The 23850-nt window shown below is 35.4% G+C and carries 20 protein-coding genes; 18 read left to right on the top strand and 2 right to left on the bottom strand.

Annotated elements, in window-relative coordinates; all coding sequences use genetic code 11:
* Positions 1–111 precede the first annotated feature (111 nt).
* The 9 genes from pyrR (at position 112) to gloA (ending at position 8179) form a co-directional block, all read left to right on the top strand.
* Positions 112–651 carry a bifunctional pyr operon transcriptional regulator/uracil phosphoribosyltransferase PyrR gene (gene pyrR, locus DFR79_RS06235; RefSeq protein WP_133514715.1) on the top strand — a complete coding sequence of 180 codons (540 nt, stop codon included), beginning with the start codon at positions 112–114 and terminating at the stop codon, positions 649–651.
* A gap of 232 nt (positions 652–883) precedes the next feature.
* The gene (locus tag DFR79_RS06230; RefSeq protein WP_133514642.1) at positions 884–2182 is read left to right on the top strand and encodes a uracil-xanthine permease family protein; all 1299 of its coding nucleotides are present in this window, start codon (positions 884–886) and stop codon (positions 2180–2182) included.
* Positions 2183–2204: 22 nt separating this feature from the next.
* Positions 2205–3146: an aspartate carbamoyltransferase catalytic subunit gene (locus DFR79_RS06225; protein ID WP_133514641.1), complete on the top strand. Its 942-nt coding sequence runs from the start codon at positions 2205–2207 to the stop codon at positions 3144–3146.
* A complete protein-coding gene (locus tag DFR79_RS06220; RefSeq protein WP_133514640.1) occupies positions 3130–4428 on the top strand; it encodes a dihydroorotase in 1299 nt (432 codons plus the stop codon). The genes DFR79_RS06225 and DFR79_RS06220 overlap by 17 nt, the downstream gene beginning before the upstream one ends.
* Positions 4412–5314 carry an orotidine-5'-phosphate decarboxylase gene (gene pyrF, locus DFR79_RS06215; protein ID WP_133514639.1) on the top strand — a complete coding sequence of 301 codons (903 nt, stop codon included), beginning with the start codon at positions 4412–4414 and terminating at the stop codon, positions 5312–5314. Before DFR79_RS06220 ends, pyrF begins: the two co-directional genes overlap by 17 nt.
* A 64-nt stretch (positions 5315–5378) precedes the next feature.
* Positions 5379–6155, top strand: coding sequence for a dihydroorotate dehydrogenase electron transfer subunit (locus DFR79_RS06210; protein ID WP_133514638.1), 777 nt, complete (start codon positions 5379–5381; stop codon positions 6153–6155).
* A gap of 61 nt (positions 6156–6216) precedes the next feature.
* Positions 6217–7128 (top strand): dihydroorotate dehydrogenase, encoded by a 912-nt coding sequence (locus DFR79_RS06205; RefSeq protein WP_133514714.1) that lies wholly within the window; start codon positions 6217–6219, stop codon positions 7126–7128.
* A gap of 24 nt (positions 7129–7152) precedes the next feature.
* Positions 7153–7725: an orotate phosphoribosyltransferase gene (pyrE, locus tag DFR79_RS06200; protein ID WP_133514637.1), complete on the top strand. Its 573-nt coding sequence runs from the start codon at positions 7153–7155 to the stop codon at positions 7723–7725.
* Positions 7726–7795: 70 nt separating this feature from the next.
* Positions 7796–8179 (top strand): lactoylglutathione lyase, encoded by a 384-nt coding sequence (gene gloA, locus DFR79_RS06195; protein ID WP_133514636.1) that lies wholly within the window; start codon positions 7796–7798, stop codon positions 8177–8179.
* Positions 8180–8290: 111 nt separating this feature from the next.
* On the opposite strand, the gene DFR79_RS06190 is transcribed toward gloA, so the two are convergent.
* Positions 8291–8872 carry a DUF6036 family nucleotidyltransferase gene (locus tag DFR79_RS06190; protein ID WP_133514635.1) on the bottom strand — a complete coding sequence of 194 codons (582 nt, stop codon included), beginning with the start codon at positions 8870–8872 and terminating at the stop codon, positions 8291–8293.
* Positions 8873–8947: 75 nt separating this feature from the next.
* Positions 8948–9157 carry a hypothetical protein gene (locus tag DFR79_RS06185; RefSeq protein WP_133514634.1) on the bottom strand — a complete coding sequence of 70 codons (210 nt, stop codon included), beginning with the start codon at positions 9155–9157 and terminating at the stop codon, positions 8948–8950.
* A 185-nt stretch (positions 9158–9342) separates the two neighbouring features.
* On the opposite strand from DFR79_RS06185, the gene DFR79_RS06180 reads away from it, so the two are divergent.
* From DFR79_RS06180 to mutM, 9 genes are all read left to right on the top strand, one after another.
* Entirely contained in the window at positions 9343–10113 is a 771-nt protein-coding gene (locus DFR79_RS06180; protein ID WP_133514633.1) for a DUF368 domain-containing protein, read from the top strand.
* 16 nt (positions 10114–10129) lie between these two features.
* On the top strand, positions 10130–12730 hold the full coding sequence (locus DFR79_RS06175) for a PD-(D/E)XK nuclease family protein (RefSeq protein WP_133514632.1): 2601 nt from the start codon (positions 10130–10132) through the stop codon (positions 12728–12730).
* Positions 12714–15866 carry a UvrD-helicase domain-containing protein gene (locus DFR79_RS06170; RefSeq protein WP_133514631.1) on the top strand — a complete coding sequence of 1051 codons (3153 nt, stop codon included), beginning with the start codon at positions 12714–12716 and terminating at the stop codon, positions 15864–15866. The genes DFR79_RS06175 and DFR79_RS06170 overlap by 17 nt, the downstream gene beginning before the upstream one ends.
* A 113-nt stretch (positions 15867–15979) precedes the next feature.
* The gene (gpmA, locus tag DFR79_RS06165) at positions 15980–16720 is read left to right on the top strand and encodes a 2,3-diphosphoglycerate-dependent phosphoglycerate mutase (protein WP_133514630.1); all 741 of its coding nucleotides are present in this window, start codon (positions 15980–15982) and stop codon (positions 16718–16720) included.
* 215 nt (positions 16721–16935) lie between these two features.
* Positions 16936–18084, top strand: coding sequence for a S1C family serine protease (locus DFR79_RS06160; protein ID WP_133514629.1), 1149 nt, complete (start codon positions 16936–16938; stop codon positions 18082–18084).
* 152 nt (positions 18085–18236) lie between these two features.
* Positions 18237–18926, top strand: a complete 690-nt coding sequence (locus DFR79_RS06155; protein ID WP_133514628.1) for a response regulator transcription factor — start codon at positions 18237–18239, stop codon at positions 18924–18926.
* Complete coding sequence (locus DFR79_RS06150) at positions 18919–20319, top strand: HAMP domain-containing sensor histidine kinase (protein WP_133514627.1); 1401 nt, start codon at positions 18919–18921, stop codon at positions 20317–20319. The genes DFR79_RS06155 and DFR79_RS06150 overlap by 8 nt, the downstream gene beginning before the upstream one ends.
* Before the next feature lie 58 nt (positions 20320–20377).
* Positions 20378–23020, top strand: coding sequence for a DNA polymerase I (gene polA, locus DFR79_RS06145; RefSeq protein ID WP_133514626.1), 2643 nt, complete (start codon positions 20378–20380; stop codon positions 23018–23020).
* Positions 23013–23843 (top strand): DNA-formamidopyrimidine glycosylase, encoded by an 831-nt coding sequence (mutM, locus tag DFR79_RS06140; RefSeq protein WP_133514625.1) that lies wholly within the window; start codon positions 23013–23015, stop codon positions 23841–23843. Before polA ends, mutM begins: the two co-directional genes overlap by 8 nt.
* The last annotated feature ends 7 nt before the right edge of the window (positions 23844–23850 follow it).

The following is a 23850-nucleotide window of genomic DNA, read 5'->3' as shown; positions in this document are numbered from 1 at the left end:
AGGGAAAATATAAATTTTAGCAACCTTCTTACTATGCTGTGAGAAGGTTATTTTTTTGTCGCTAGAAATATTCTCCCTAAAGAGGAGGTAATTTTTTTGGATAAATCAGAAATGAAGATCAAAAAAGAATTAATCGATTCTGCAGCCATGGGACGTGCAATTACAAGAATTGCCCATGAGATTTTAGAAAAAAACAAAGGAACTGCTGATCTGGTTTTGATTGGTATCAGGACTAGAGGAGTTCCACTTGCCGAAAGACTGGCAGCTAAGATTGAAGAAATTGAAGGTATCAAATTACAAACAGGTATTCTGGATATTACTCTTTACCGTGATGATCTGTCCACTGTAGCTCAGCAGCCAATTGTACATCGGACAGAAATCCCTTTTGATATCACTGGTAAAAAAGTTGTGCTGGTTGATGATGTACTTTATACAGGTAGAACGGTAAGAGCGGCTTTAGATGCCCTAATTGATCTGGGACGTCCTTTACAGATTCAGCTGGCGATTATGATTGATAGAGGCCACCGCGAGCTGCCGATTAGAGCAGACTTTGTTGGTAAAAATTTACCAACTTCTAAAGAAGAAGTGGTAGATGTTAATTTTGAAGAAATTGACGAAAAAGATGCAGTTTTACTGCTGGAAAAAACTTAAGTTTAAATAATTTAATAAAAGATCCTTTAAATTGGTCCAGAGAGGCCGGTAAGGAATTTACTTAGCAGAACTCTACCACTGTCAGTTGAGGTAGAGAATGCAAAATGAGTCTAAACTCCTTATCAGTTCGCTGGTAGGGAGTTTTTTAATGTCTAAATGAATTTTATTATTTTTTAATGAGGGAATTTGACAAAAGTTTTTCAATAATTTTATAACATCCAGGAGGTATAAAATGAAAATTTTAAAACAAAGTAAAGAAAATTTAGCTCAACTTAAAGAAGATGGGATTACAAGGAATCGACTATTTATACTGGCTCTACAGCACATGTTTGCTATGTTTGGCTCAACAGTACTGGTACCAGCACTGACAGGCTTAAATCCGGCAGTGGCACTTTTTACATCTGGACTGGGAACCCTGATTTTCCACTTAATTACCGGGGGAAAAGTACCTGCCTATCTCGGTTCTTCTTTTGCCTTTATCGCTCCAATCATAGCGGCTCAAAATCAGTTTGGTCGAGATGGAGCTATGCTTGGAATTATCACAGTTGGTCTTGTTTATGCTCTAATGTCAGTAGTAATTAGACTGCTGGGCACAGAATTTTTCCGTAAGCTGCTGCCGCCGGTAGTAATTGGCCCGGTAATCATTACAATTGGATTGGGACTGGCTCCAACAGCAAAAGATATGGCTTCGGAACATTTATTGGTAGCCTTTGTTACTCTGGCAATCGCAGTCGGAGTCAGTGTATTTGCTAAGGGAATTATTAAGGTAATTCCAATCTTGCTCGGAATCATCGGTGGTTATACCTTTGCCGCCTTTTTAGGACTTGTGGATTTTGCTCCGGTAATGGAAGCTTCCTGGGTTGCTTTACCTAAGTTTGCCTTACCAACAGTAAGTGGTAACTTAAAAGCGATTACACTTGTGGCACCGATTGCCTTAGTAACTATGGTTGAGCACCTAGGTGATGTTGTGGCAATCAGCTCCACTGTTAAAAAAGACTTTATTGAAGAACCTGGTTTACACAGAACCCTCCTGGGAGATGGAATTGCAACCTTAGTTGCCGGACTTTTCGGTGGACCTCCAAACACAACTTATGGAGAAAATGTGGGAGTTTTAGCTCTAACAAAAGTATATAACCCAATGATTATTCAGCTGACAGCAGTAATAGTAATCTTAAGTTCCTTTGTTCAGAAGGTGGGAGTTTTAATTCAGACTATCCCAACTGCAGTTATGGGTGGAATAGTTTTCTTACTCTTCGGCATGATAGCTTCAATCGGTCTCAGAACCTTAGTTGAAAATAATGTTGATCTTTCTAAAAATAGAAACCTGGTTATTGTTTCAGTTACTCTGGTAGTTGGAATTTCAAATCTGACTCTGAGCTTTGCTGGGCTGGAATTTGGTGGAATGGGACTGGCAGCGATAGTCGGGATAGTAATGAATTTAATCTTACCAGCAATGGATAAAGATGATGAAGCGGAAGAACTTGATGAGGATCTAGATCTGGAGCCAGAATTGAGATATGAAGCTAACTAAAATCTGAGCAGGAGGTAAGTAAATGAGTTTAAAAAGAAAAGATTTTTTGGGTCTCTACAATGTATCAAAAGAAGAGATCAATGAAATTCTGGATACAGCAGTAGCCATGAAAGATATTTTAACCAGAACAGTAAAAAAAGTTCCAACACTGCGGGGGAAGACAGTAATCAATTTATTTTATGAACCTTCAACCAGAACTAAGTTTTCCTTTAATCTGGCGGCAAAAAGATTGAGTGCAGATGTAATGAGTATTTCCAAATCTTCCAGCAGTATAGCAAAAGGAGAGAGTTTGCTGGATACAGCAAAAACTATGGAAGTTATGGGAGCTGATGTGGTAGTTATCAGACATAGTGCTCCTGGAGCAGCTAAATTTCTGGCAGAAAATATTTCAGCAAGTGTACTTAATGCAGGAGATGGTGCTCATGCTCATCCAACTCAGGCACTCCTTGATATTTACAGTATCAAAGAAAAATTGGGGCAGATAGCAGGTCTTAATGTTTTAATTGTAGGAGATATTGCTCACAGTCGGGTTGCCCGCTCAAATATCTGGGGTTTAAATAAACTTGGTGCTGAAGTTGCAGTTGCCGGACCACAGACTTTAATGCCTCGAGAAATCGAAAAAATGGGAGTTAAGGTTTATACAGACCTGGACCAGGCACTGGAAAATGTAGATGTTGTCAATATTTTAAGGATCCAGATGGAAAGACAGGAAAGTGGACTTTTTCCCTCGATTAGAGAATACAGAGAAATTTACGGAATGAATGCAGAGCGCTTAGAGCGGATCGGAAAAAAGGCGATGATAATGCATCCAGGACCAATGAACCGGGGTATAGAAATTGAAAGTTCAGTTGCAGATAGCTCACAGTCAGTAATTACCGAACAGGTCAAAAACGGTGTGGCAATCAGAATGGCACTGCTTTACTTACTGGCCGGGAGGGAGATAGATAATGAAAACCTTAATTAAAAACGGGAGTGTTTATGATTCTAAAAATGGACTTACTGGGAAATACGATATTTTAATTGAAGGTAATAAAATTTTTGAGATAAATAAAGAAATTACAAATCAGGGTTATGAAGTAATAGATGCAGAAGGGGAAATTATTATCCCTGCCTTAATTGATATTCATACTCACCTGAGAGAGCCAGGTTATGAAGAAAAAGAAACGGTAAAAACTGGCTGTGAAGCAGCTGCAGCGGGTGGCTTTTCTGCAGTAGCGGCAATGCCCAATACCAAACCAATTGCTGATAATCCGGCAGTTGTTGAGCATCTTAAACTTAAATCAGAAAAGGCTGCTGTTAGAGTTTACCCGATTGGAAGTATTACTCAGGACAGTAAGGGAGAGGTGCTTTCGGAAATTGGAACTTTGGCGAAAACAGGAGTTAAAGCACTTTCTGATGATGGAAATCCGGTTATGAATTCCGAAATTATGAGGAGAGCAATGGAATATGCATCTGCTTTTGATCTGCCAATAATTGACCACTGTGAAGACGAAAATCTTTCTCAGGATGGAGTAATGCACGAGGGTTATTATTCCACAATTTTTGGGCTGAAAGGAATTCCGGCAGCTGCTGAAGATATAATGGTGGCCCGGGATATAGTACTGGCTGAGATGACGGGAATCCACTTGCATATAGCCCATTTAAGTACAGAAGGCAGCCTTAATCTGGTCAAAGATGCGAAAGACAGAGGGGTAAATGTTACTTTCGAAGTCACACCTCATCATTTACTGCTGACTGACAAAGAAGTGGGAGATTATAATCCTGATACTAAGGTTCATCCACCACTTCGTTCGGAAAGAGATAAAAATGTTTTAGTTGAAGCATTAAAAGCTGGAGAAATAGATGTGCTGGCAACAGATCACGCTCCCCATACATTTGAAGATAAACTGGGAGAATTTGATTATGCAGCCTTTGGGATTTCCGGTTTAGAAACAGCACTCGCACTTTTGTATCATAATTTTATTAAAACAGAAATTATTGGCTGGGATGATTTACTCAGAATGTATTATTACAATCCTGGTAAAATATTAAATATTGAGTCTGAAGGTTTAAAACAGGGAGCAAGAGCGGATCTCCTGATTTTTAATCCCGAGCGAGAATGGACTGTTGATAAAAACAAATTCAAATCTAAGGGTAAAAATACTCCCTTTGCCGGTCAGAAGTTATCTGGAAAAAATGAACTGACTTTTGTTGGTGGTAAGTTAGTCTATGATGATCGAGGAGGCAAAAATGAAATACTTTATTGATCAGCTGCAGCAGAAAATTGAAGCTAAGAATTCTAGAATTTGTGTGGGGCTGGACCCTCATCTGGAACTAATTCCGGGGAATATTCTGGCACCTGAATTATTAGCAGATCTGGAATCAAATCAGAAAGAAATCTCAGCAGCAGTCTTAAAATTCAATCGAAATTTAATTGATGCAGTTGCTGATATGACAGCAGTTGTAAAGCCACAGATGGCATTTTACGAAAAACTTGGAGTACCTGGTATGGAATGTCTCTGGCAGACAATAGCCTATGCTAAAACTAAAGATTTAATTGTACTGCTGGATGGAAAAAGGAATGATATCGGATCCACAGCAGGAGCCTATGCGGAAGCTTATCTTGAAAACAAAAAAACAGAAGTAGATTCGATAACAATCAATCCATATTTAGGCAGTGATGGAATACTTCCGTTTTTGAGAAATAAAGAAAGAGGAGCATTTGCACTTTTAAGAACTTCAAACCCATCTGCAGGAGATCTACAGGATCTTAAGCTGGATGATGGTAGAACAGTTTACCAGGCGGTTGGTGATTTTCTCCAGGAAGTAGGCAGAGATTATGTGGGCGAATCTGGTTATTCCAATCTGGCAGCAGTAGTTGGAGCGACCTATCCAGAGGAATTAAAAGAAATAAGAGCTCAGCTTGATACAGTATTTTTCTTAATTCCTGGTTTTGGTGCTCAGGGTGGAGGCGCAGCAGACATAAAAGCAGGTTTTGACGAAGATGGCAGAGGAGCAGTTGTTAATTCATCGCGGGGAATCAATTTTGCCTACAGAAAAGAAGAATATTCTCATTTTGGGTCAGAAAACTATGCCAAAGCAGCTAGAGCTGCAGCCGAAAAGATGAAAAAAGAAATTAATGATATTTTGTAATGTTCTGGTACCGGGTACTTGGAAATTATTTCCAAGTACCCGGTACCACTAAAGGAGGATTTTTATGTTTAAAATAATTGCTAATAGAGAGGTTGGACCTGGAATTTTTCAGCTTGTTTTAAATTATGATCAGCTGCCTCAAAATCCGGAGCCAGGACATTTTTTTAATATCAAAGTCAGCCAGGATGGTAGTGAGGACCCGCTTTTGAGAAGACCATTTAGTATTTTTGATTTTGATGCTGCAGAAAAAAAGATAGAATTTGTCTACAGAGTCATTGGTAAAGGAACAAAAATTCTTTCAAATTTAGAAAATGGTACTGAGCTTGATGTATTAGGCCCTCTGGGAACTCCTTTTTCTCTAAATAAGTCAGGTGGCAGCATTCATTTGATCGGTGGAGGAATGGGAATTGCTCCTTTATATTACCTTGCCAAAAAATTAAAAAGCAGCAGGCAGACACTATACCTGGGAGCTGCAAATAAAGCAGAATTGGAATTTTTTGAAGAAAAATTTAAAGGACTGGGTGTGGAGTGTCACCTGGCAGCAATGGAAGAGAAACTTGAGATCAGGGGTTCAGCTCTTGTTTTATGGTTAAATTATCTTGAAAAAAATACTCCCGATTATATTTATACCTGTGGTCCAGAAAAAATGCTGGCAGCAGTAGAAAAGGAAGCACTGAAACATAATATTGGCGGTGAACTTTCGGTTGAAAAAAGAATGGGCTGTGGGATTGGAGTTTGTTTATCCTGCAGTTGTGAGTCCCGGGATCAAGATCAGAAAAATAAAAGAGCCTGTGTGGAAGGTCCAGTATTTGGGCTGGGGGAGGTAATTCTTAGTGTTTAAAGGAGAGGTAGATAGTCTAAAACAAAAATTAACGGAAGCTGACTTAAATTTATCAGTAGTAATGAAATCACAACAGCATCAGCAGCAGAATAATTTAAAGTTAAAAAATCCTCTGATTACTGCTTCTGGAACCTGTGGTAACGGGAAGGAACTGGCTGATTTTTTTGATATAAATCAGTTGGGAGCCTTTACAACCAAGGGGATTACTGTTAAACCCCAGGCTGGGAATAAAACCCCCAGGATTGCAGAAACAGCAGCCGGGATAATTAATTCAATTGGCTTAGAAAACCCTGGTGTAGACAGTTTTATTAAAGATATTCTGCCGGAAACTAAAAATTATAGTCTGCCTATTTTAGCTAATATTTCTGGCTACAGTAAAGAAGATTTTATTACTCTGGCAGAGAAATTAGAAAAGAGAGAAGAAATCACCGGAATTGAAGTTAATTTATCCTGCCCCAATATTAAAGGTGGAGGAATGATCTTCGGTACTGATCCAGAAAAAGTTTATCAAATTACTAAAAAAGTACGAGAAATTTATTCTGGCTATCTTATAGTTAAACTGACTCCAAATATTACTGATATAACTGAAACTGCTTTAGCTGCAGAAAATGCGGGAGCAGATGCAGTATCCATGATTAATACTCTTTCGGCAATGAAAATTGATATTGATCAACAAAAGCCTCTGCTTGCTAATACTTTTGGTGGGCTTTCCGGGCCAGCAGTACGACCGGTAGCAGTAAGGATGGTCTATCAGAGCTTTAAAAAACTTAATATCCCAATTTTAGGCCTGGGAGGAGTTAGAAGCGGCAGTGATGTGATTGAATTTATGCTCGCTGGAGCAGCAGCAGTTGGAATTGGAACAGTCAATATGATTGACCCTACGGCCGGACCAAGAATAATTGGTGAAATTAAAGAATACATGCTTAAACATCAAATTAAGAATTTGAGTTCAATTATTGGTGCAGCTCACTAAATTTATTAAACAGGAGTGGATGAGATGACAAAAGAGGAAATTAGAGAATTATTAGTAGAGACAGATGTAATTCAGGAAGGACATTTTGTTTTAAGTTCAGGCCGCCATGCTGATATTTACATGCAGTGTGCAAAAGTTTTGCAGTATCCAGAACATGCATCAACTCTGGCCGCTGAGATTGCAGATAAGTGGGAAGATAAAGAAATAGATGTAGTTATTGGACCGGCTTTAGGTGGAGTAGTATTATCCTATGCAGTGGCAGAAGAGCTGGGAGTTCGTTCAATTTTCAGTGAGCGTAAAAATGGCGAGATGAAAATCAGACGTGGTTTTGAGCTGAAACCAGGAGAAAAAGCATTAGTTGTAGAAGATGTTGTGACAACTGGTGGTTCAGTTAAAGAGGTACTGGCAGTTTTAGAAGAGCTGGATGTGGAAATTGTTGGTTTAAGTTCAATTGTTGATCGCAGTAATGGCAAAGTTGATTTTAACTATGATTTTAAGCCGCTGCTCCCGGTCGATATTCAATCATATAAAGCAGGTCAGTGTGAATTATGTCAGCAGGATTTACCAATTACCCGCCCGGGCAGCAAAGAAAAATAATTTTTGCATTTTGCTCTTAAGCTGATTATAATAGAAATTGGAGAAAAACTTAAAAGGAGCTGTGATAATAATGCAAAATTATGATTTTGTTCATTCCTGTATTCGAGTAATGGATTTAGAAAAGTCTATTGAATTTTATGAAGATGCTTTGAACCTGAAGGAGAGTTCTCGCAAAGATTTTCCCGAAGCTGAGTTTACTTTAGTTTATCTAACAGATCAGAATGAGAATTTCGAACTGGAGTTAACTTATAACTATGATCGAGAAGAACCATACACAATTGGTAATGGCTACAGTCATATTGCAGTTAAAGTAGATGATCTGCAGAAATCCTACCAGCGCCACAAAGAAGCCGGCTACAAAGTTGGAGATCTAAAAAGCCTGAGTGAAGGTTCTTCTGGCTATTATTTCATAACAGATCCAGACGGCTACAGAACAGAAGTTATTGCAAGATGACCAGTTGTTGAATTAGTTACCAAAATTTACTAAGTACCGGGTACCCGGATTAATTTGACAAATGATTTAAATAAAAAAGCTCAACTTCTGGCAAAAATCCAGTGGTTGAGCCTAATTTTTTATCTTTTTATCCACAATTTTCTTAAATTCTTTTAATTCTTCTAGAGTTTTTTCAGACTCTGATTTCTGATAAAGATAATCCCAGTCAATATCTTCATAATTTAAATAAATCATTCCAATTATCCATTCCTGATCAGCATACTCTTTCCAGAATTTATATCTATTTAGCCTATCTATTATGATATCTTCGATGCCAATAATATAAGCTTTTAAACCTTCAATTTCGATTTCATTTATCTTTTCATAATCACCTGCCAGGTCTGAGCCAGGAACTTCCAGGGCAAAATCAAGCTGATCATAGGTCCAGTATTTCCCTTCTTTTCTAAATCCTAATTTCTTGATAACTGAATTAATTTCTTGAATTCCAGCAGGGGTTACCAGATCAACATCCATAGTGCTGTATCCACCAGCTGTATAAAATTCAACAGCCTGGCCTCCAACAATGATTGGGCGAATGTCGATATCTTTTAAGGCCTCTGTTATAACAGCTGTTAAAGCAATATTAATATATAGTTTATCTTTATTAGAATTAATAATTTTATTGATTTTTGACTTTAAAAAAATTTTGTCCATAATAGACCTCCTATTGTGTTATTATCACCATTTAAATATAAATTTGATTGTTTAATTTTACTGAGAACCCAAAAATTATTTAAAACGATATAGGTGGTTTCCGACTTTTTCAATCATTTTTTCTTTTCTTTTTTTAGCTAGTTTATAAAGTAAGTATTGTTTATCCTGTTGTCGGCTGCGTTTGGTTTTAGTTTTCTTTTTGTTAAGCTGATCTCGGAGTTCTAAAATATCAATTTTTGCTTTTTTTCTTTTTTTATTATATTCTTCAAAATTAATTTTTCGCATTTTAAAACCTCCTAGTTTAATCATACTAATTATAAGGACCTCTGTCAAAACAAATTAGAGATTGATCTTAGATAGAGTAGAAATGCAATAATTTCCAGGTACCCGGTACCAGGAAAAAGAAGGGAAAAAAGAGGCAATCTTGAATATATAATATAGAGAAAACAGTCAGAGAAAGGAAGATTTATTTGCGACAAAAAAATACATATTTAGCTCTGTTTTTAAAATCGATTCCAATTGGGCTGGCCAATACTCTGCCGGGAGTAAGTGGAGGAACAATTGCCCTAGTTTTAAATATTTATGAGACTTTAATTAATGCCATTAAAGATATTAAAATTAAGAAGCTTACATTTATTGGACTGGGAGCTGTCCTGGGAGTTTTTATTGGCTCAGCTGTGATTACAGACCTTTATGCAGGTAATCCCCAACTGGTCAATTATTTTTTATTTGGCCTGGTTGTGACTTCAGCTCATTCTACTTATAGAAAAATAGGAAGTTTTAGTTTTCTAAAACTACTTTTTATGGTTTTAGCTTTTGCACTGGCCCTCTTTTTTTCCCGCGAAATACAGCTGGGTTTTGTTAATGCACAGGGATTAATGCTCTTTTTTATAGCAGGTTTTTTTGGCAGTATTGCCATGATTTTACCGGGAATCAGTGGAGGAACTCTGTTAATTTTAATGGGGGTTTATCATCCCATATTAGCAGCAGTTAATAATTTAGAAATCTTAACTTTAATTGTTTTTGCCCTTGGTATGGGAGCCGGTCTTCTGGTTTTCGCCTGGCTTTTTTCCTATCTCTTAAAAAAACATCAGGCAAAGATTATGGTAATCCTTACAGGTCTAATTCTGGGCTCGGCAGCAGCAGTTTTCCCGGCTCAGTTTGAGATTGCAGGTTTAATAGCCTTTTCTGTAGGAGTAATTTTGATAATTATCTTGGAGATTATCGGTAAAAATACTTAAATAAGGATGAATAATTGTGGACCTTAAATATTATGATTATCAGCAGGATCTATTTAAAGAAATTATCGGTCAGGAAGCCGAAGTCTATCTTTTTAAAAATTATCAGGATTTAAAAGAGGCAGTCAGAGTCTATCAGCCTGAGCCTTTGCAGAAACAGAGTTTGTTTTTAACTGTCAAAGAATTTAAAGAACGGCTTTTCAGCAGTAACCAGATTGTAATTAAAGAAGAAAAATTACCTCTAATTTTATTTTCAGTCCTGACTGCAGAAGAGAAGTCAGAGCTCAGGCTGGACAGCTATCAGGATATCTATCAGTTTTCTCAGCGCTTTTTTGACTATTTTAAATTAAAGCAGAATTACAGGCTGTCGGGATTTAATCAACTTGCAGATTGGCAGCAGGAACGAGTGCAGAGATTAAATAAAATCAAAGCCAGATATCAAAAAAAATTAAATAAGCTAGGATATCTAGATCAGCTGCTGCTGAAAGAAGAAAAAAATTTAAACACTGGATTTTTAAGTGATTATCAAAACATTAATTTTTTTAATATCTTAGATTTCACACCCTATTTTAAGAATTTACTGCAGGAATTGAGTCAGGATTTTAAAATTAAGCTGCATTTGCAGTTAAAAAAGGGCGATTTTGATGAAGAAAAGTTAGAACTCAAAAAAATAACTCTGCCCGAAATTGATAAGAATAGATTTGAAATCCGAAAAAATAATTCAAATTTAAAAAGCCTGGCTGCATTATTAGATGAGTTAAGTTTAAGTGAGGCAGAAACCGAAATAATCGATCCTGCTGAAGAAATTGAGACAGCTGATATTTTGAGCCAGAAACTTGATCTGGCCAGGTATAAAAGCTTGCAGGAAACTGAAGCTTATATCTTTTTAGAAAGTCTGTATCAGCTTTATCAGCAGGGAAAAAAGGGTTCAAATATTTTAATTGAACTTAAAGAATTATATTCTTTTACAGGACAGAAACTCTTTAGAGACTGGCTTGAACTGGAGGCAGAATCCTTACTGCAGATTAAGAATTTGATTGGAGAGGATTATTATTATCTTGATCAGGATTTGATTGAACACCAGCTCCCTTCCTTAAAAAAATTATTACTTTTTCTGAAGCAAATTAGAAAAACCAAAGATACTGCTGGCTTAATTGAATTATTAAGCAAACTATTTGATTTCCTGCTAAAAGATCAGCCTCAGGAAATAGTAGAAAAATTTAATGATAGTTTACTGGAACTTCAGAGTGTTGAAGAGATGGGGATTGTGACCAGCTGGCAGGATTATTATGCAGATCGGGGAGCCGGACTATTTGCATTGTTTTTAAATCACCTTAAATTTAAAAGCCTGTCTCTTGCTGCAGAGGAAGATGCGGTTCAATTTTTAAGTTTAGATAATACAGCCCAGAAAAAGCACAGAAAATTACTTTTTAACAGCTGTATTCAAAAAGAATTTTCCCTTAAAAAAGACGGACTTTTATTTTTAAGTGAAAAACAGCTTCAGGATAATGGTCTGCAGCTGAAGCATAAAAAACTACTTTTAAAAAAATACAATTTTCTGCGCCATCTTTTCAGTGCAGATAAAGCAGTGATTTTTACTGTAGAAAATGAAGATCAAAATATTTCACCAGCAGTTATTTTGGAAGAACTTATTATAAAATATGGTTTAGAGTTTAAAGAATCTAAATTAAAAGCCCTGAGTGAAAAAGAAATTTTAAATAATATATTTAATTTTAATAAAAAGCCAGAGCTAAGAGTTAATGCCTCAGCTGCTTTTAATAGAGAACTTCAGCTTGCAAATGATGATTTTGGCAGTTCCTTTAATTTCAGTTATTACAAGTATAAAAACTTAAAAGACTGCTATCACCGTTTTTATCTGGAAGAACTTGTCCAGCTGGATACTGAATTAAAAACAACCCCTTATCTTTCTTTAATGAGCCTGGGTATTTTAACACACAAAATATTTGGAGAGTTAATTATTTATGCCAGAAAAGAAAAAATATTACCATCTGATCTTCCGGCTGCGGTGCGGAAGAAGATTATCAAAAAGTCAATAAAAGCAGATGAACTTAAAATTGATCAGGATTATTTAAACTACTATCATCAAATAATACATAAAAGTCTGGATCGTTCTTTTATGCGCTTTGCCGGGCTGCTGGAGAAATATCTGCCGCAGGATTACAGTAATATTTTAGTGGAATGGCCGCAGTGGAATAAAGAGCTGCAGCAGTATTTTAAAGCTGGCCGGATAGATTTTTATCTTTCCGGTAGAATTGATCTGCTGTTGTTAAGTGAAAATCAGTATTTTATTATTGATTTTAAGACAGGTAGTGGTGATCTTAAGCAGCTTGATTTTTATTCACTGATGCTGCGTCAAAATTATGAGGAACAGCTGCCTGCAGAAAGTCGGAAGGCAATTTACAATGTTTTTGGCGAAAACTTTGAACATTCCTATTATAAAAAAGACAGAGAGGATCAGCTGGGTGCAGAAATTAAGGAACTTTGTCTGCAGTTATTTGCTGCCGGTGAATATGAGCGTATTTATAAAAGCCGCTGTCAGCGCTGTCCTTACAGAGAAATTTGTAGAGTGGAGGTTAAAAACAGTGAAGAAAGTCATTAAAGCCAGTGCAGGTACAGGAAAAACTTATAGATTATCATTAGAATACCTGGCTGCACTTTTAAAAGATATAGATTTCTCCGAAATTATTGTTATGACCTTTACTAAAAAGGCAACAGCTGAGATTAAGAACAGAATACTTCAGCATTTGAGAACAATTATTACTGATAGTTCTGAGAAAGAAAATATTATCAATTCTTTAAAAAAAATTTATCCCGATCTAAAAATTGAAAAGGAAAAATTAGAAAAAATCTATCAAAAAATGATTTTAAATGATGAGGAAATAAAGATTTACACAATTGATGCTTTTATAAATCAAATTTTCAGTCGGGGAATTGCTCCTTTTTTAGAAATATATAATTATCAGATTATAGATGAAAGCCAGAATGAGGAGATTATAGAAGAACTTTTAAAAATAATTTTAAATAATGAAAAATACTATAAACAATTACAGGGTTTTTTAGAAGGAAATACTGCCCGGGATCTGGAACCCTATTTAAATTTCATTAAAGAAATAGTAAATAATGCCTGGAAGTTTATGCTTTTAGAGTCTAGAGATAAAGAAAAACTGCCTCAGGCCGATATTGTAAAATTATTTGAAAGCAGTTATCAGACATTAAAAGATGCTGCTGAACTGAGAGGAGAAGAATTTTCAGCTTCTTATTTTGTCAAGGATGGACGGCCATTTTTTGAACAGTATCCGGAGCTGAAAACTGAAGCTAACAAAAAGGAATTTCTTTATCGGAGGAGAAATTATTTACTGAATGAAAGCTACTGGAGCGGAAACAAACTGCGGGCTAAGAAAACAAATGAACTAAAGACAAAATTAGAATTTGAGTATGATTTATTTAGAAAAAAACTTGCTGTAGAAGTTTTTAACCAGGAAGTTATTCCAGCAGAAAAAGAAATCATTGATTTTGCTGAACTGGTTTTATCAATTTACGAAAAGCTCAAATTTAAAAGCGCTAAGTTTACTCATGCTGATCTCAGCAACTATACATTTAAATATTTAAATGATCAAGAAATTGGCCTAATTGAAGACGGAAAAGCAGCTGATTACCTGCTTGATCTCTTAGGAGGCGAGTATAAAGCCCTATATATTGACGAATTTCAGGATACCAGTATTCTGCAGTGGAAAATTTTGCGGCCTCTAATTAAAGGAGCAGAGGATTTTATTGCTGTTGGAGATGAAAAACAGTCAATTTACGGCTGGAGGGGTGGAGAAAAAAAGCTTTTTGCGTCTTTGGCAGAAATTATTGAGGCCGAAAGTGATCGTCTGGAGCGCTGTTATCGCAGTGATCAGAATATAATAAATTTGCTCAATGATTTCTTTTCCGGGGCAGAAGTTGACTGGGAATATCATTCAGTGGAGGCTAATTCAAAAGTTGAAGGCCTGAGCAGTATAGTTTATGGAGGCAGTTCCGCTTATTATAATACTGAGACCAAAAAATTTGCCGGTCTGGCAGAGAAAAAACAAAAAGAAATTGAAGATTTAAATAGTCAGATTAAAGGAGATTTACCAGCTGAAATAGCAGCTGATATTAAAAAAAGATATGCAGCAGATTACGGTCAGGTAAGTGTGCTGGCCAGAACAGCAAAGGAATTAAATTTAATTGCCGAAAATCTGGAAAAAGAAAAAATACCCTATATTTTAGAAAATAGAAATTCGCTTTTAGATGCTCCACTGCCTGGTGCTATCTATGACTTTCTTTATTTTGCAGCAGCCAGAGACTTTTATTTTTTGCTCAAATTTCTGCGCAGTGATCTGATTAGATTGAGTCAGCAAAAATTAAAACTGCTGCTTGAAAACCAGAGTAAAATAAAAAAATATTTCAATTCTACCGAGGCTGAACTGCCAACTGATATAAAAAAAGTAACAGAATTAAAAAAGCTGTTAACTGAAATCAAAAAAGTAATTGAGCTGGATTATCAGGAGCTGATTAATTATCTTTATCAGAAAACAGAAATTATCACTCTGGCTTCAGAAAACAGTCTTGCTTTAAAAAATATTTACAGTTTTTTTGAAATACTAAACTCATACTCTTCCCTCAAAAAATTATTAAATTATCTGCAGGAGAATAAAGATAGTGAAGAACTTAAACAAAAAAAGGTAGAAAATAAAGAAGCTGTAACTTTAATGACCATTCATCAGTCAAAGGGTCTTTCACTACCTGTAGAATATTTTTACTGGAATCCCGGCCGCAGGGGAGGAAATGAAGGTCAGGGAATCAACTTTTATCTGGATTTTGATGATAAATATGATCAACTAAATGAATATCTTTTCATCCAGAACGAATATTTATCAATTTTAGACTGGTTAGACTATGATTTTAAAGAAAAAAATGATACAAAAGAAGAGATGGAAGAGATTAATAATCTTTATGTCGCTTTAAGCAGAGCCGAAAATGATCTTCATTTTTATGTGGAAGCACCGAGAAAAATAAAGCCAGAGAGTGATCTAATGTGGTCAGGCAGCAGTTATGATTATTACGAAAAAATGCTCTTAAATGCTGTTGAGGCAGATAATTTACTGGGGCTGCTGCAGCCTGAAACTAGAGGTCAGTCAAGAAAGTCCAAAGTTCAGCTAAATGATAGTGATTATAAATTAGCTGAATTAAATAAATACTTAAAGCAAAAAGCAGATTCATTTACTGCCGAAGAAAATGAAGATCGAAAATATAAATTTTTTCAGAAGCAGGCCAGCGGTTTAAAAATAGCAGAAACTAAGATCAGGGGACTGGCTCTTCATTATTATCTGGAAAATATAAAATATAATCAGGAGGCGGAAAAACATTCTGCTCGAAAACTGCTTAAAAGCAAGTATGGAAATTTAATGGGAAGAGAAAAAATTGAGACAGTAATTAAAGAAGCAGAGCAGTTTATTAGTTCTCATTCTGAAATATTTTCAGAAAAATATCAGATTTTTAATGAATATCTACTTAAAGAACAAACCAAGACAGGAAAAAAACAGTATTGGATCGACAGGCTGCTGGTTGATCAGCAAAATAAAAAAGTTAGGATTATAGATTATAAAAGTGGTAGTTATCGTGATCCTGCTCAGCTTAAAAAATACCGGGAACTATTAGAAAGGCAGCTTGAAGCAGGATGGGAGATAGAAACTCAATTTGTGGACATTTAAATTTGTAAATTAATTAATATTCTTTTTGAAAAGATTTGACTATAATTATATAAGTGAAGAAAGGTTCTTATATTAATTTTTAGTAATTAACTAAAGTAGGAAAGGGTGATTTGATGAAAATTGTACTGGTCAGACACGGAGAGAGTGAATGGAATTTAGCTAACAGGTTTACAGGCTGGACAGATGTTGATTTAAGTGAACAGGGAGTTAAAGAAGCAGAAGAAGCAGGTAGACTATTAAATGAAGAGGGGTTTAGATTTGATCTGGCCTATACTTCATATTTAAAAAGAGCAACTAAAACGTTAAATATAATTCTGGATATTATGGATCTGCACTGGATTCCAGTAATTAAATCCTGGAAATTAAATGAAAGACATTATGGGGCCTTACAGGGATTAAATAAAGCTGAGACTGCTGAGAAAGAGGGGGAAGAACAGGTGCATATCTGGCGCCGCAGTTTTGATACCCCACCACCTGAATTAGATAAAGATGATGAACGTTATCCGGGTCATGAAGAAAAATATGCAGAGCTTAGTGAAGAGGAACTGCCAACTGCAGAAAGTTTAAAAATGACAATTGATAGAGTAATGCCTTACTGGAAAAATGAAATTGTACCAGAGATGAAAAAGGGAAAAAAAATAATTATTTCAGCTCACGGCAATAGTTTGCGAGCACTGGTTAAACATCTTGATGGAATTTCAGATGAGGATATTTCTTCTTTAAATATCCCGACAGGAAGGCCTTTAGTTTATAAGTTTGATCTGGAGATGAATGTTAAAGATAAGTATTATCTTGGTGATCAGGAGGAAATAGAAAAAGAAATGAAGAAAGTAAAAAATCAGGCAAAAAAGTAATTTAATCTAAATTTAATTTTTGCTTAATTATTCTTTAATTTCTCTTTGTTATATTTCTATTGTAAGATAAAACAGTTAAAAGTTTAAATAAAAGCAGAATGAAATTTCCTCCTTAAGATTATATTCTCTCTGGTATTTCCCTACAGCGCTGGAGAGAAGAATAAGTACCAGTTAACTGTTTTATTTGATCATACTAAAAAAGGAAGGTGTTAATCATGAAAATTAAAAATAATCTTTTTAAAAAGGTTTTATTAGCTTTGATTGTAATTTCTTTGATGGCTTCTGTATCACCAGCTGTAATTGCTCAAAATCAGAACTCACAAAAACTTTATATGTCAAATCATTTTGCTGATATAGCTGAAAAGGCAAATGATGGTGTTGTTAAGGTTACTTCTACAATTAAAGTATCTGGAAGCCAGCAGCTGCCGGAAATGTTTAATGATCCTTATTTTAGATTCTTCTTTGGTGATCGTTTTCAGGGACCAGAACAGCCGCCGCGAGAAAGAAAAGGTTTTGGTTCAGGGTTTATAGTTTCTAAAGAGGGATATATTGTAACTAATCAGCATGTAATTGATGGTGCTGATCAAATTGAAGTTTCTATCAATGGAATAAAAGAACCACTGAAAGCAGAAGTAGCCTGGTCTGATTTTAGTCTTGATCTGGCAATCTTAAAGGTAAATACTGAAAATATAAATCAGGAACTATCCCCTTTAAAGATGGGTGATTCCAGCAAGTTAAGACCTGGAGAATGGGCAATTGCTATTGGTAATCCTCTGGGTTTTGAGCACACAGTGACAGTTGGTGTAATAAGTGCTTTAGGACGCCCAATACAGATTCCAACTGAGAGTCGTCAGGTTAGAACTTATCAAAACTTAATTCAGCTTGATGCAGCTATTAATCCTGGTAATAGTGGTGGTCCACTGCTCAATATTAAAGGTAATGTGATTGGGATCAATACTGCTGTTTCTCAAGTAGGACAGGGAATCGGTTTTGCAATTCCAATCAATGAAATTAAAGGTATTGTCAGTGAACTTCAAAAGACAGGTGAAGTTACCAGACCATGGCTGGGAATTGTCTTTAGTGAAATAACTAAAGAAGTTCAAGAATATTTCTCTCTCGATAATCAAAATGGTGTTGTAGTTATAGAAGTTTATAAGGGTAGTCCTGCTGATAAGGCTGGTTTAAAACCTTATGATATAATCAAAGAAATTGACCAAAAACAGATAAAATCAACTTCTGATGTTAGTGAAATAATCAAAAATAAAGAAGTAGGCGATAAGATTATGTTTAAGGTTATTAGAAATGGACAATCTAAGATTATATTTGGACGTATTGGTGATAAACCCGATAAAATTAGACAGTAAAGAATTATAATAGAGAATCCGGGCCTCACCAGCCCGGCTTTTCTTTTTTTAATAATATTCTGAAATATTTCAAAAAGATTAAATTACTGAGAACTTATTTTTAACGGTTTAATTTTATCCTAATAATTGATATAATAAGAGGGGTGAGTAAATTGGACAAACAAATACTATTGATTGAAGATGATGCTCAAATTGCAAGGTTTGTAGAATTAGAACTTGAACATGAGGGTTATCAGATTGATAAATATGATAATGGTTATGATGGAATTAATGCCTTAAAAGAAAACAATTTTGACTTATTATTATTAGATATTATGCTTCCGGGATTAAATGGGATTGAAGTTTGCAGTAGAATTAGAGAATTTTCGGACATACCAATAATTATGCTGACTGCAAAATCTGATCTGGAAGATAAGGTAACAGGACTGGATACAGGTGCAGATGATTATCTGACCAAACCTTTTGAAATAGAAGAGCTGCTGGCCAGAATAAGAGCTCATTTAAGAAGAGATAAAGGAAATGTGGAATCAGATAACATCTTAAAAACTGCAGATGTAGAGGTTAATCTGGATGCTCATATTGTTAAACGGGCGGATGAAGAGATAGAATTAACAAAAAAAGAGTATGACCTTTTAGTTTATTTAATTCGAAATGAAGGTATTGTTGTCAGTAGAGATAAATTATTAAATAATGTCTGGGGTTATGATTATACTGGAGAAACAAATATTGTCGATGTTTATATTCGTTATTTACGCAGTAAGATTGATGACCCTTATGAGCAAAAATTAATACATACAGTGCGTGGTGTAGGCTATGTACTGAGGTCAGATAAGCATGTTTGATTTTGTAAATAAAAAAAGCAAGATTTCCTGGAAAATTACAATCCTTTATGCTTTTATGTTTATGATGCTCATTTTTTTAGTTAATCTATCAATTTATTTTTTTCTTTCCAACTTTATTGATGATAATATCAAAAAGAGTATCAATAATACAATTGAGTTAGTGCTATCCCAAACTTCAGGGATTGGAGATCCGGTTAATTTTTTTGATACAGAACTTTTACAGCAGATAAGCCGCAGTGAAGAAAATATATTTTTTAGAGTGCTTAATAAAGATGGGAAAATACAGGCTCAGTCAAAATATTTAAAGGATATGGATATTCCATTTAGTGCAGAAATTGAAGAATTTCGTTCCGGGACAAAGAGGCTTGCTGTTAAAACAATACCAATGAATAATTTTGTTTTTTCAAAAGGTTATTTACAGGTAGTCAGAGATATCACCTTTGAAAAAAACTTTCTTGATTTTTTAATCATAGTTTTAACCATGGCAGGTGGTATCGGAGCTTTGATTTCTGTTTTTTTAGGCTATTTTACTACCAAAAAAATGCTGTCCCCAATCAATAAAATTACCGAAACAGCAAGAGAAATAAGCTCCAGTGATTTAGGCCGCAGACTGGAAGTTAGCGGACCTGATGATGAACTAAAAAAATTAGCTCTAACTTTTAATTCAATGCTTGACCGACTGGAAAAGTCTTTTAAAAGACAGAAACAGTTTGTATCTGATGCCTCTCATGAATTAAGGACACCTATTTCCGTGATTAAAGGTTATGTTGATCTGCTTGATCGCTGGGGTAAAGAAAAAAAAGATGTTAGAGATGAGGCAATAGATGCTATAAAAAAAGAAACAGTTAATATGAAGCAGCTAATGGAAAATTTACTACTTTTAGCTCGCGGGGATGATAGTGAACTAAAAAGAGAAGAAGAGATGTTTAATTTTAATAATTTGATCAATGAAATAATTAGTGAATTTGAAATAATGGAAAAGGAAGTAAATTTGGAATTTGTAGAAAAAGACGAAATCAATTTTTATGGGGATCAGAATTTATTCAAACAGCTGCTGCGTATTTTTCTGGATAATGCAATTAAATTCACCTCCCACAAAGGCAGAATTGAGATTAAAATTGAAAAAATTGATTCAGATAACTTTTATTTTTCTGTAACAGATGATGGCCCGGGAATTTCCAGTGAGGATTTGCCATTTGTTTTTGATCGTTTTTATCAGGCTGATAAATCAAGGACAAGAAAAGCCAATAAAGGGTCTGGTCTGGGACTTGCAATTGCAAAACAGATTGTTGATAATTATCAGGGAGATATTGATGTAGAAAGTGAAGCAGGTGCAGGAACAAAATTTATTGTAGTTTTACCTTTAAATAAAAATAACAAGAAAGAAGCTTAATTTTGACTAATTTAACTTGACTAATATAAATAGAAGTCTTACCTGGGAGATGATTTTTTTGACAAATAGCGAAAATGAGGAGAAAAAAACACTTTTTTTATTAGATGGACACAGTTTAACCCATCGTGCATTTTATGCTTTACCCCTACTTACAAATGATGAGGGGGAATATACTAATGCGGTTTTTGGTTTTGTGCGGATGCTTTTTAGTTTAACAGAAGAATGGAATCCGGACCGGATGATTATTACCTTTGATAAAAAAGCACCTACTTTTAGACACAAAGAATATGAGGATTACAAAGGTACCCGCAAAAAAATGCCGGAAGAACTGGTGCCGCAGATACCGCTGCTGCAGCAGACAATAGAAAAGTTAAAGATTCCGATGCTGGCTAAAGAGGGATATGAGGCTGATGACTTACTGGGAACTCTTTCTAAAGAAGCAGCTGAAGAAGGATATAAAGTCTATATTGTTACTGGAGATAGAGATGCCCTGCAGCTGGTTTCAGAAAATGTAAATGTCCTGTACACCCGCAAGGGAATTTCTGACTTAGTAAAATTCGACCTGGATAAAGTTATGGAAAAATATGAACTTCCACCTGAAAAGTTAATAGACCGCAAAGGGTTAATGGGTGATAGTTCTGATAATATTCCTGGAGTACCCGGCATTGGTAAAAAAACTGCTCTCAAACTATTAAAAGAATTTGGATCAATGGAAGAAATCCTGGCAAATATAGATCAGGTTTCCGGGAAAAAGAGGAAAGAAAATCTGCGTAAGTATTCTGAGCAGGCCAGAATGAGTTATAGACTTGGGAAGATCAAAAGGGATGTACCAGTAGATATTGATTTTGATCAGTGCCGCCTGGATCTTTATGATGATCAGGAAGCTGCAGAACAATTTAAAAAATTGGGCTTTACTTCTCTGCTTGATCGTTTTGATTTTAAAGAGGAAGCGAATTTCGAAGATCTAGAAATTGAAAATTTAAAAGAGGAAGACTTGAATGATTTAAAAGAAAAAGCAGTAAAAGCTGGCGAAATTGCTGTGGCTTTACGCTTAGAAAAAGACAGTAAAGCTATTGAGGGCAGGATAGAAGAATTATTATTTTCTTTTATAGATGAGGAAAAAATATATTCATATCAGCCAGCAGCAGAAATAGACTCAACTATTAAAGATATTCTTGAGTCAGAAAAGATCGCAAAATTAATGTCTGGGGCAAAGGATGCTTCTCTGGCTTTGTTAAGACATCAAATAGAGGTTTTAAATATTAGTTTTGAACCCCTGCTTGCTTTTTATTTACTCCAACCCTCATCTTCACTACCGGAAGTAGAAGAAGTTTTCAGCCGCGAATTAACTTTAACTTTCGAAGAGCTGGAGGAGGAAAATAAACTTGCAGTAAAAATTTCCAAACTTTTTCAATTAAGAGAAAAACTAATTTCTAAACTAGAAAAAGATAATCTACTTAAATTGTATCAGGAAATAGAGCTGCCTTTAATTAAAGTTTTAGCCCGGATGGAGTTTAATGGAGTTAAAGTTGATAAAGACTGGCTTGCTTCTTTATCAGAAAAGCTGGGCAAAAGACTTGATATAATTACTAAAAAAGCTCATCAACTGGCTGGAGAAGAATTCAATCTGAACTCTCCCAAACAGCTGGGCGAAATCTTATTTGACAAATTAGGTCTGCCGGTTATTAAAAGAACTAAGACAGGTTATTCTACAAATGCCAGTGTTTTAGAAAAACTGGAGGGTAAACATGAGATTATTCCCTTAATCTCCGAATATAGAGAGTTATCTAAATTAAAATCAACCTATATTAATTCTTTACCTCCTTTGATCAATGAAGAAACAGGAAAAATCCACACTTCTTTTAATCAGATGGTAACTGCTACCGGGCGTTTGAGCAGTACCGATCCTAATCTGCAGAATATACCAATTCGGACTGAGGAAGGTCGTGAAATCCGCAAGGCCTTTATTCCTTCGGCTGAGAATATGGTATTACTTGCTGTAGATTATTCTCAAATTGAACTGAGAGTTTTTGCTCACCTGAGTGGAGATAAAAAGTTAAAAGAAGCATTTAATACCGGTGCTGATATTCACACAGAAACAGCAGCTGAGGTTTTTGAAGTAGAACCAGCAGAAGTATCTCCTAATTTACGCCGACATGCAAAGGTCATTAACTTTGGTATTGCTTACGGGATGAGTTCTTATGGTTTAAGTCAGGATCTGGATATTCCAGTTGAAGAAGCCCAGGAATACATTGATAAATATTTTGAACGTTTTTCCGGGGTTAAAGAATATATGGACCAGACTATAGAAAAGGTCAAAGAATGTGGATATGCAGAAACCATGTTTGGCCGCCGCCGCTATATTCCGGAAATCAACAGCAGCAACTATCACCGCCGATCGTTTGCAGAGAGAACTGCAATTAACACTCCTGTTCAGGGGACAGCGGCTGATATAATGAAAAAATCAATGCTGGATGTCTATGATGCCCTAAAAGAAGCAGATTTTGATTTAAATATCTTGCTTCAGGTTCATGATGAACTGGTATTTGAGGTTAAAAAATCTGATTTAGATCAGGCAGCAGAATTGATCAAGGAAAAAATGGAAAATACAGCTGAATTAGATGTCCCTCTGATAGTTGACCTCCAGATTGGAGAAAACTGGAGAGATAAAGAAGACTATGAGGTGAAGCGTAATGCCTGAGCTACCCGAAGTAGAAACTGTAGTTAAGGGTCTGAGACCTTTAGTTACAGATAAAATTGTGACGGCAGTAGAGATTAGAGAAGAAAATATGATTGCCTATCCTGAAGCTGATATTCAGGCTTTTAAGGATTCTTTAATTGGCTCAAAAATTAAAGCAATTAACCGCCGTGGTAAATATATAATTATTGAGCTGAATACAGATAAAAATATGGTTATTCATTTAAGAATGACCGGGAAATTACTGGTTAAAGAGGTTAAGGAATTTAGAGATAAACATACTCATGTTGTTTTCAGCCTCAATGATGGTCAGGAAATTCGTTTTAATAATATCCGTAAATTTGGACGAGTTTACTTAATTGACAAAAATCATCCCGAACAGGCTGGTGGGCTTGCTGATCTGGGGCCAGAGCCTTTAAGTGACAATTTGACTGTTGAAGATTTCAAAAAACTTTTCGAAAAGAGAAGAGCTTTAATGAAATCTCTGCTTTTAAATCAGCATTTTATTGCCGGGATTGGTAATATTTATGCAGATGAAATTCTTTTTCGCTCTCAAGTTAGGCCGGATAGAACTGCTGACACTCTAACCGAATTAGAAAAAGAAGCAGTTTATCATAATATGCGTGAGATTCTCCGGAAAGGAATAATTTATGGAGGAACCAGTTTTAGTGATTATGTTAATGCCTTTGGTGAAAAAGGTTCTTTCCAGGAAGAACTCAGGGTTCATCAACGAGAAGGAGAAAAATGCTGTAATTGTGATAGCTTAATTAAAAAAATTAAGATCAGTGGACGCTCAACTTATTTTTGTCCTCAATGTCAAAAATAAAAAAGGA

It is taken from the genome of Halanaerobium saccharolyticum, assembly GCF_004362045.1.
Taxonomy (GTDB): Bacteria; Bacillota; Halanaerobiia; order Halanaerobiales; family Halanaerobiaceae; genus Halanaerobium; species Halanaerobium saccharolyticum_C.
Note: the sequence above shows the minus strand (reverse complement) of the source record. Positions and strands in the feature narration are given on the sequence as shown.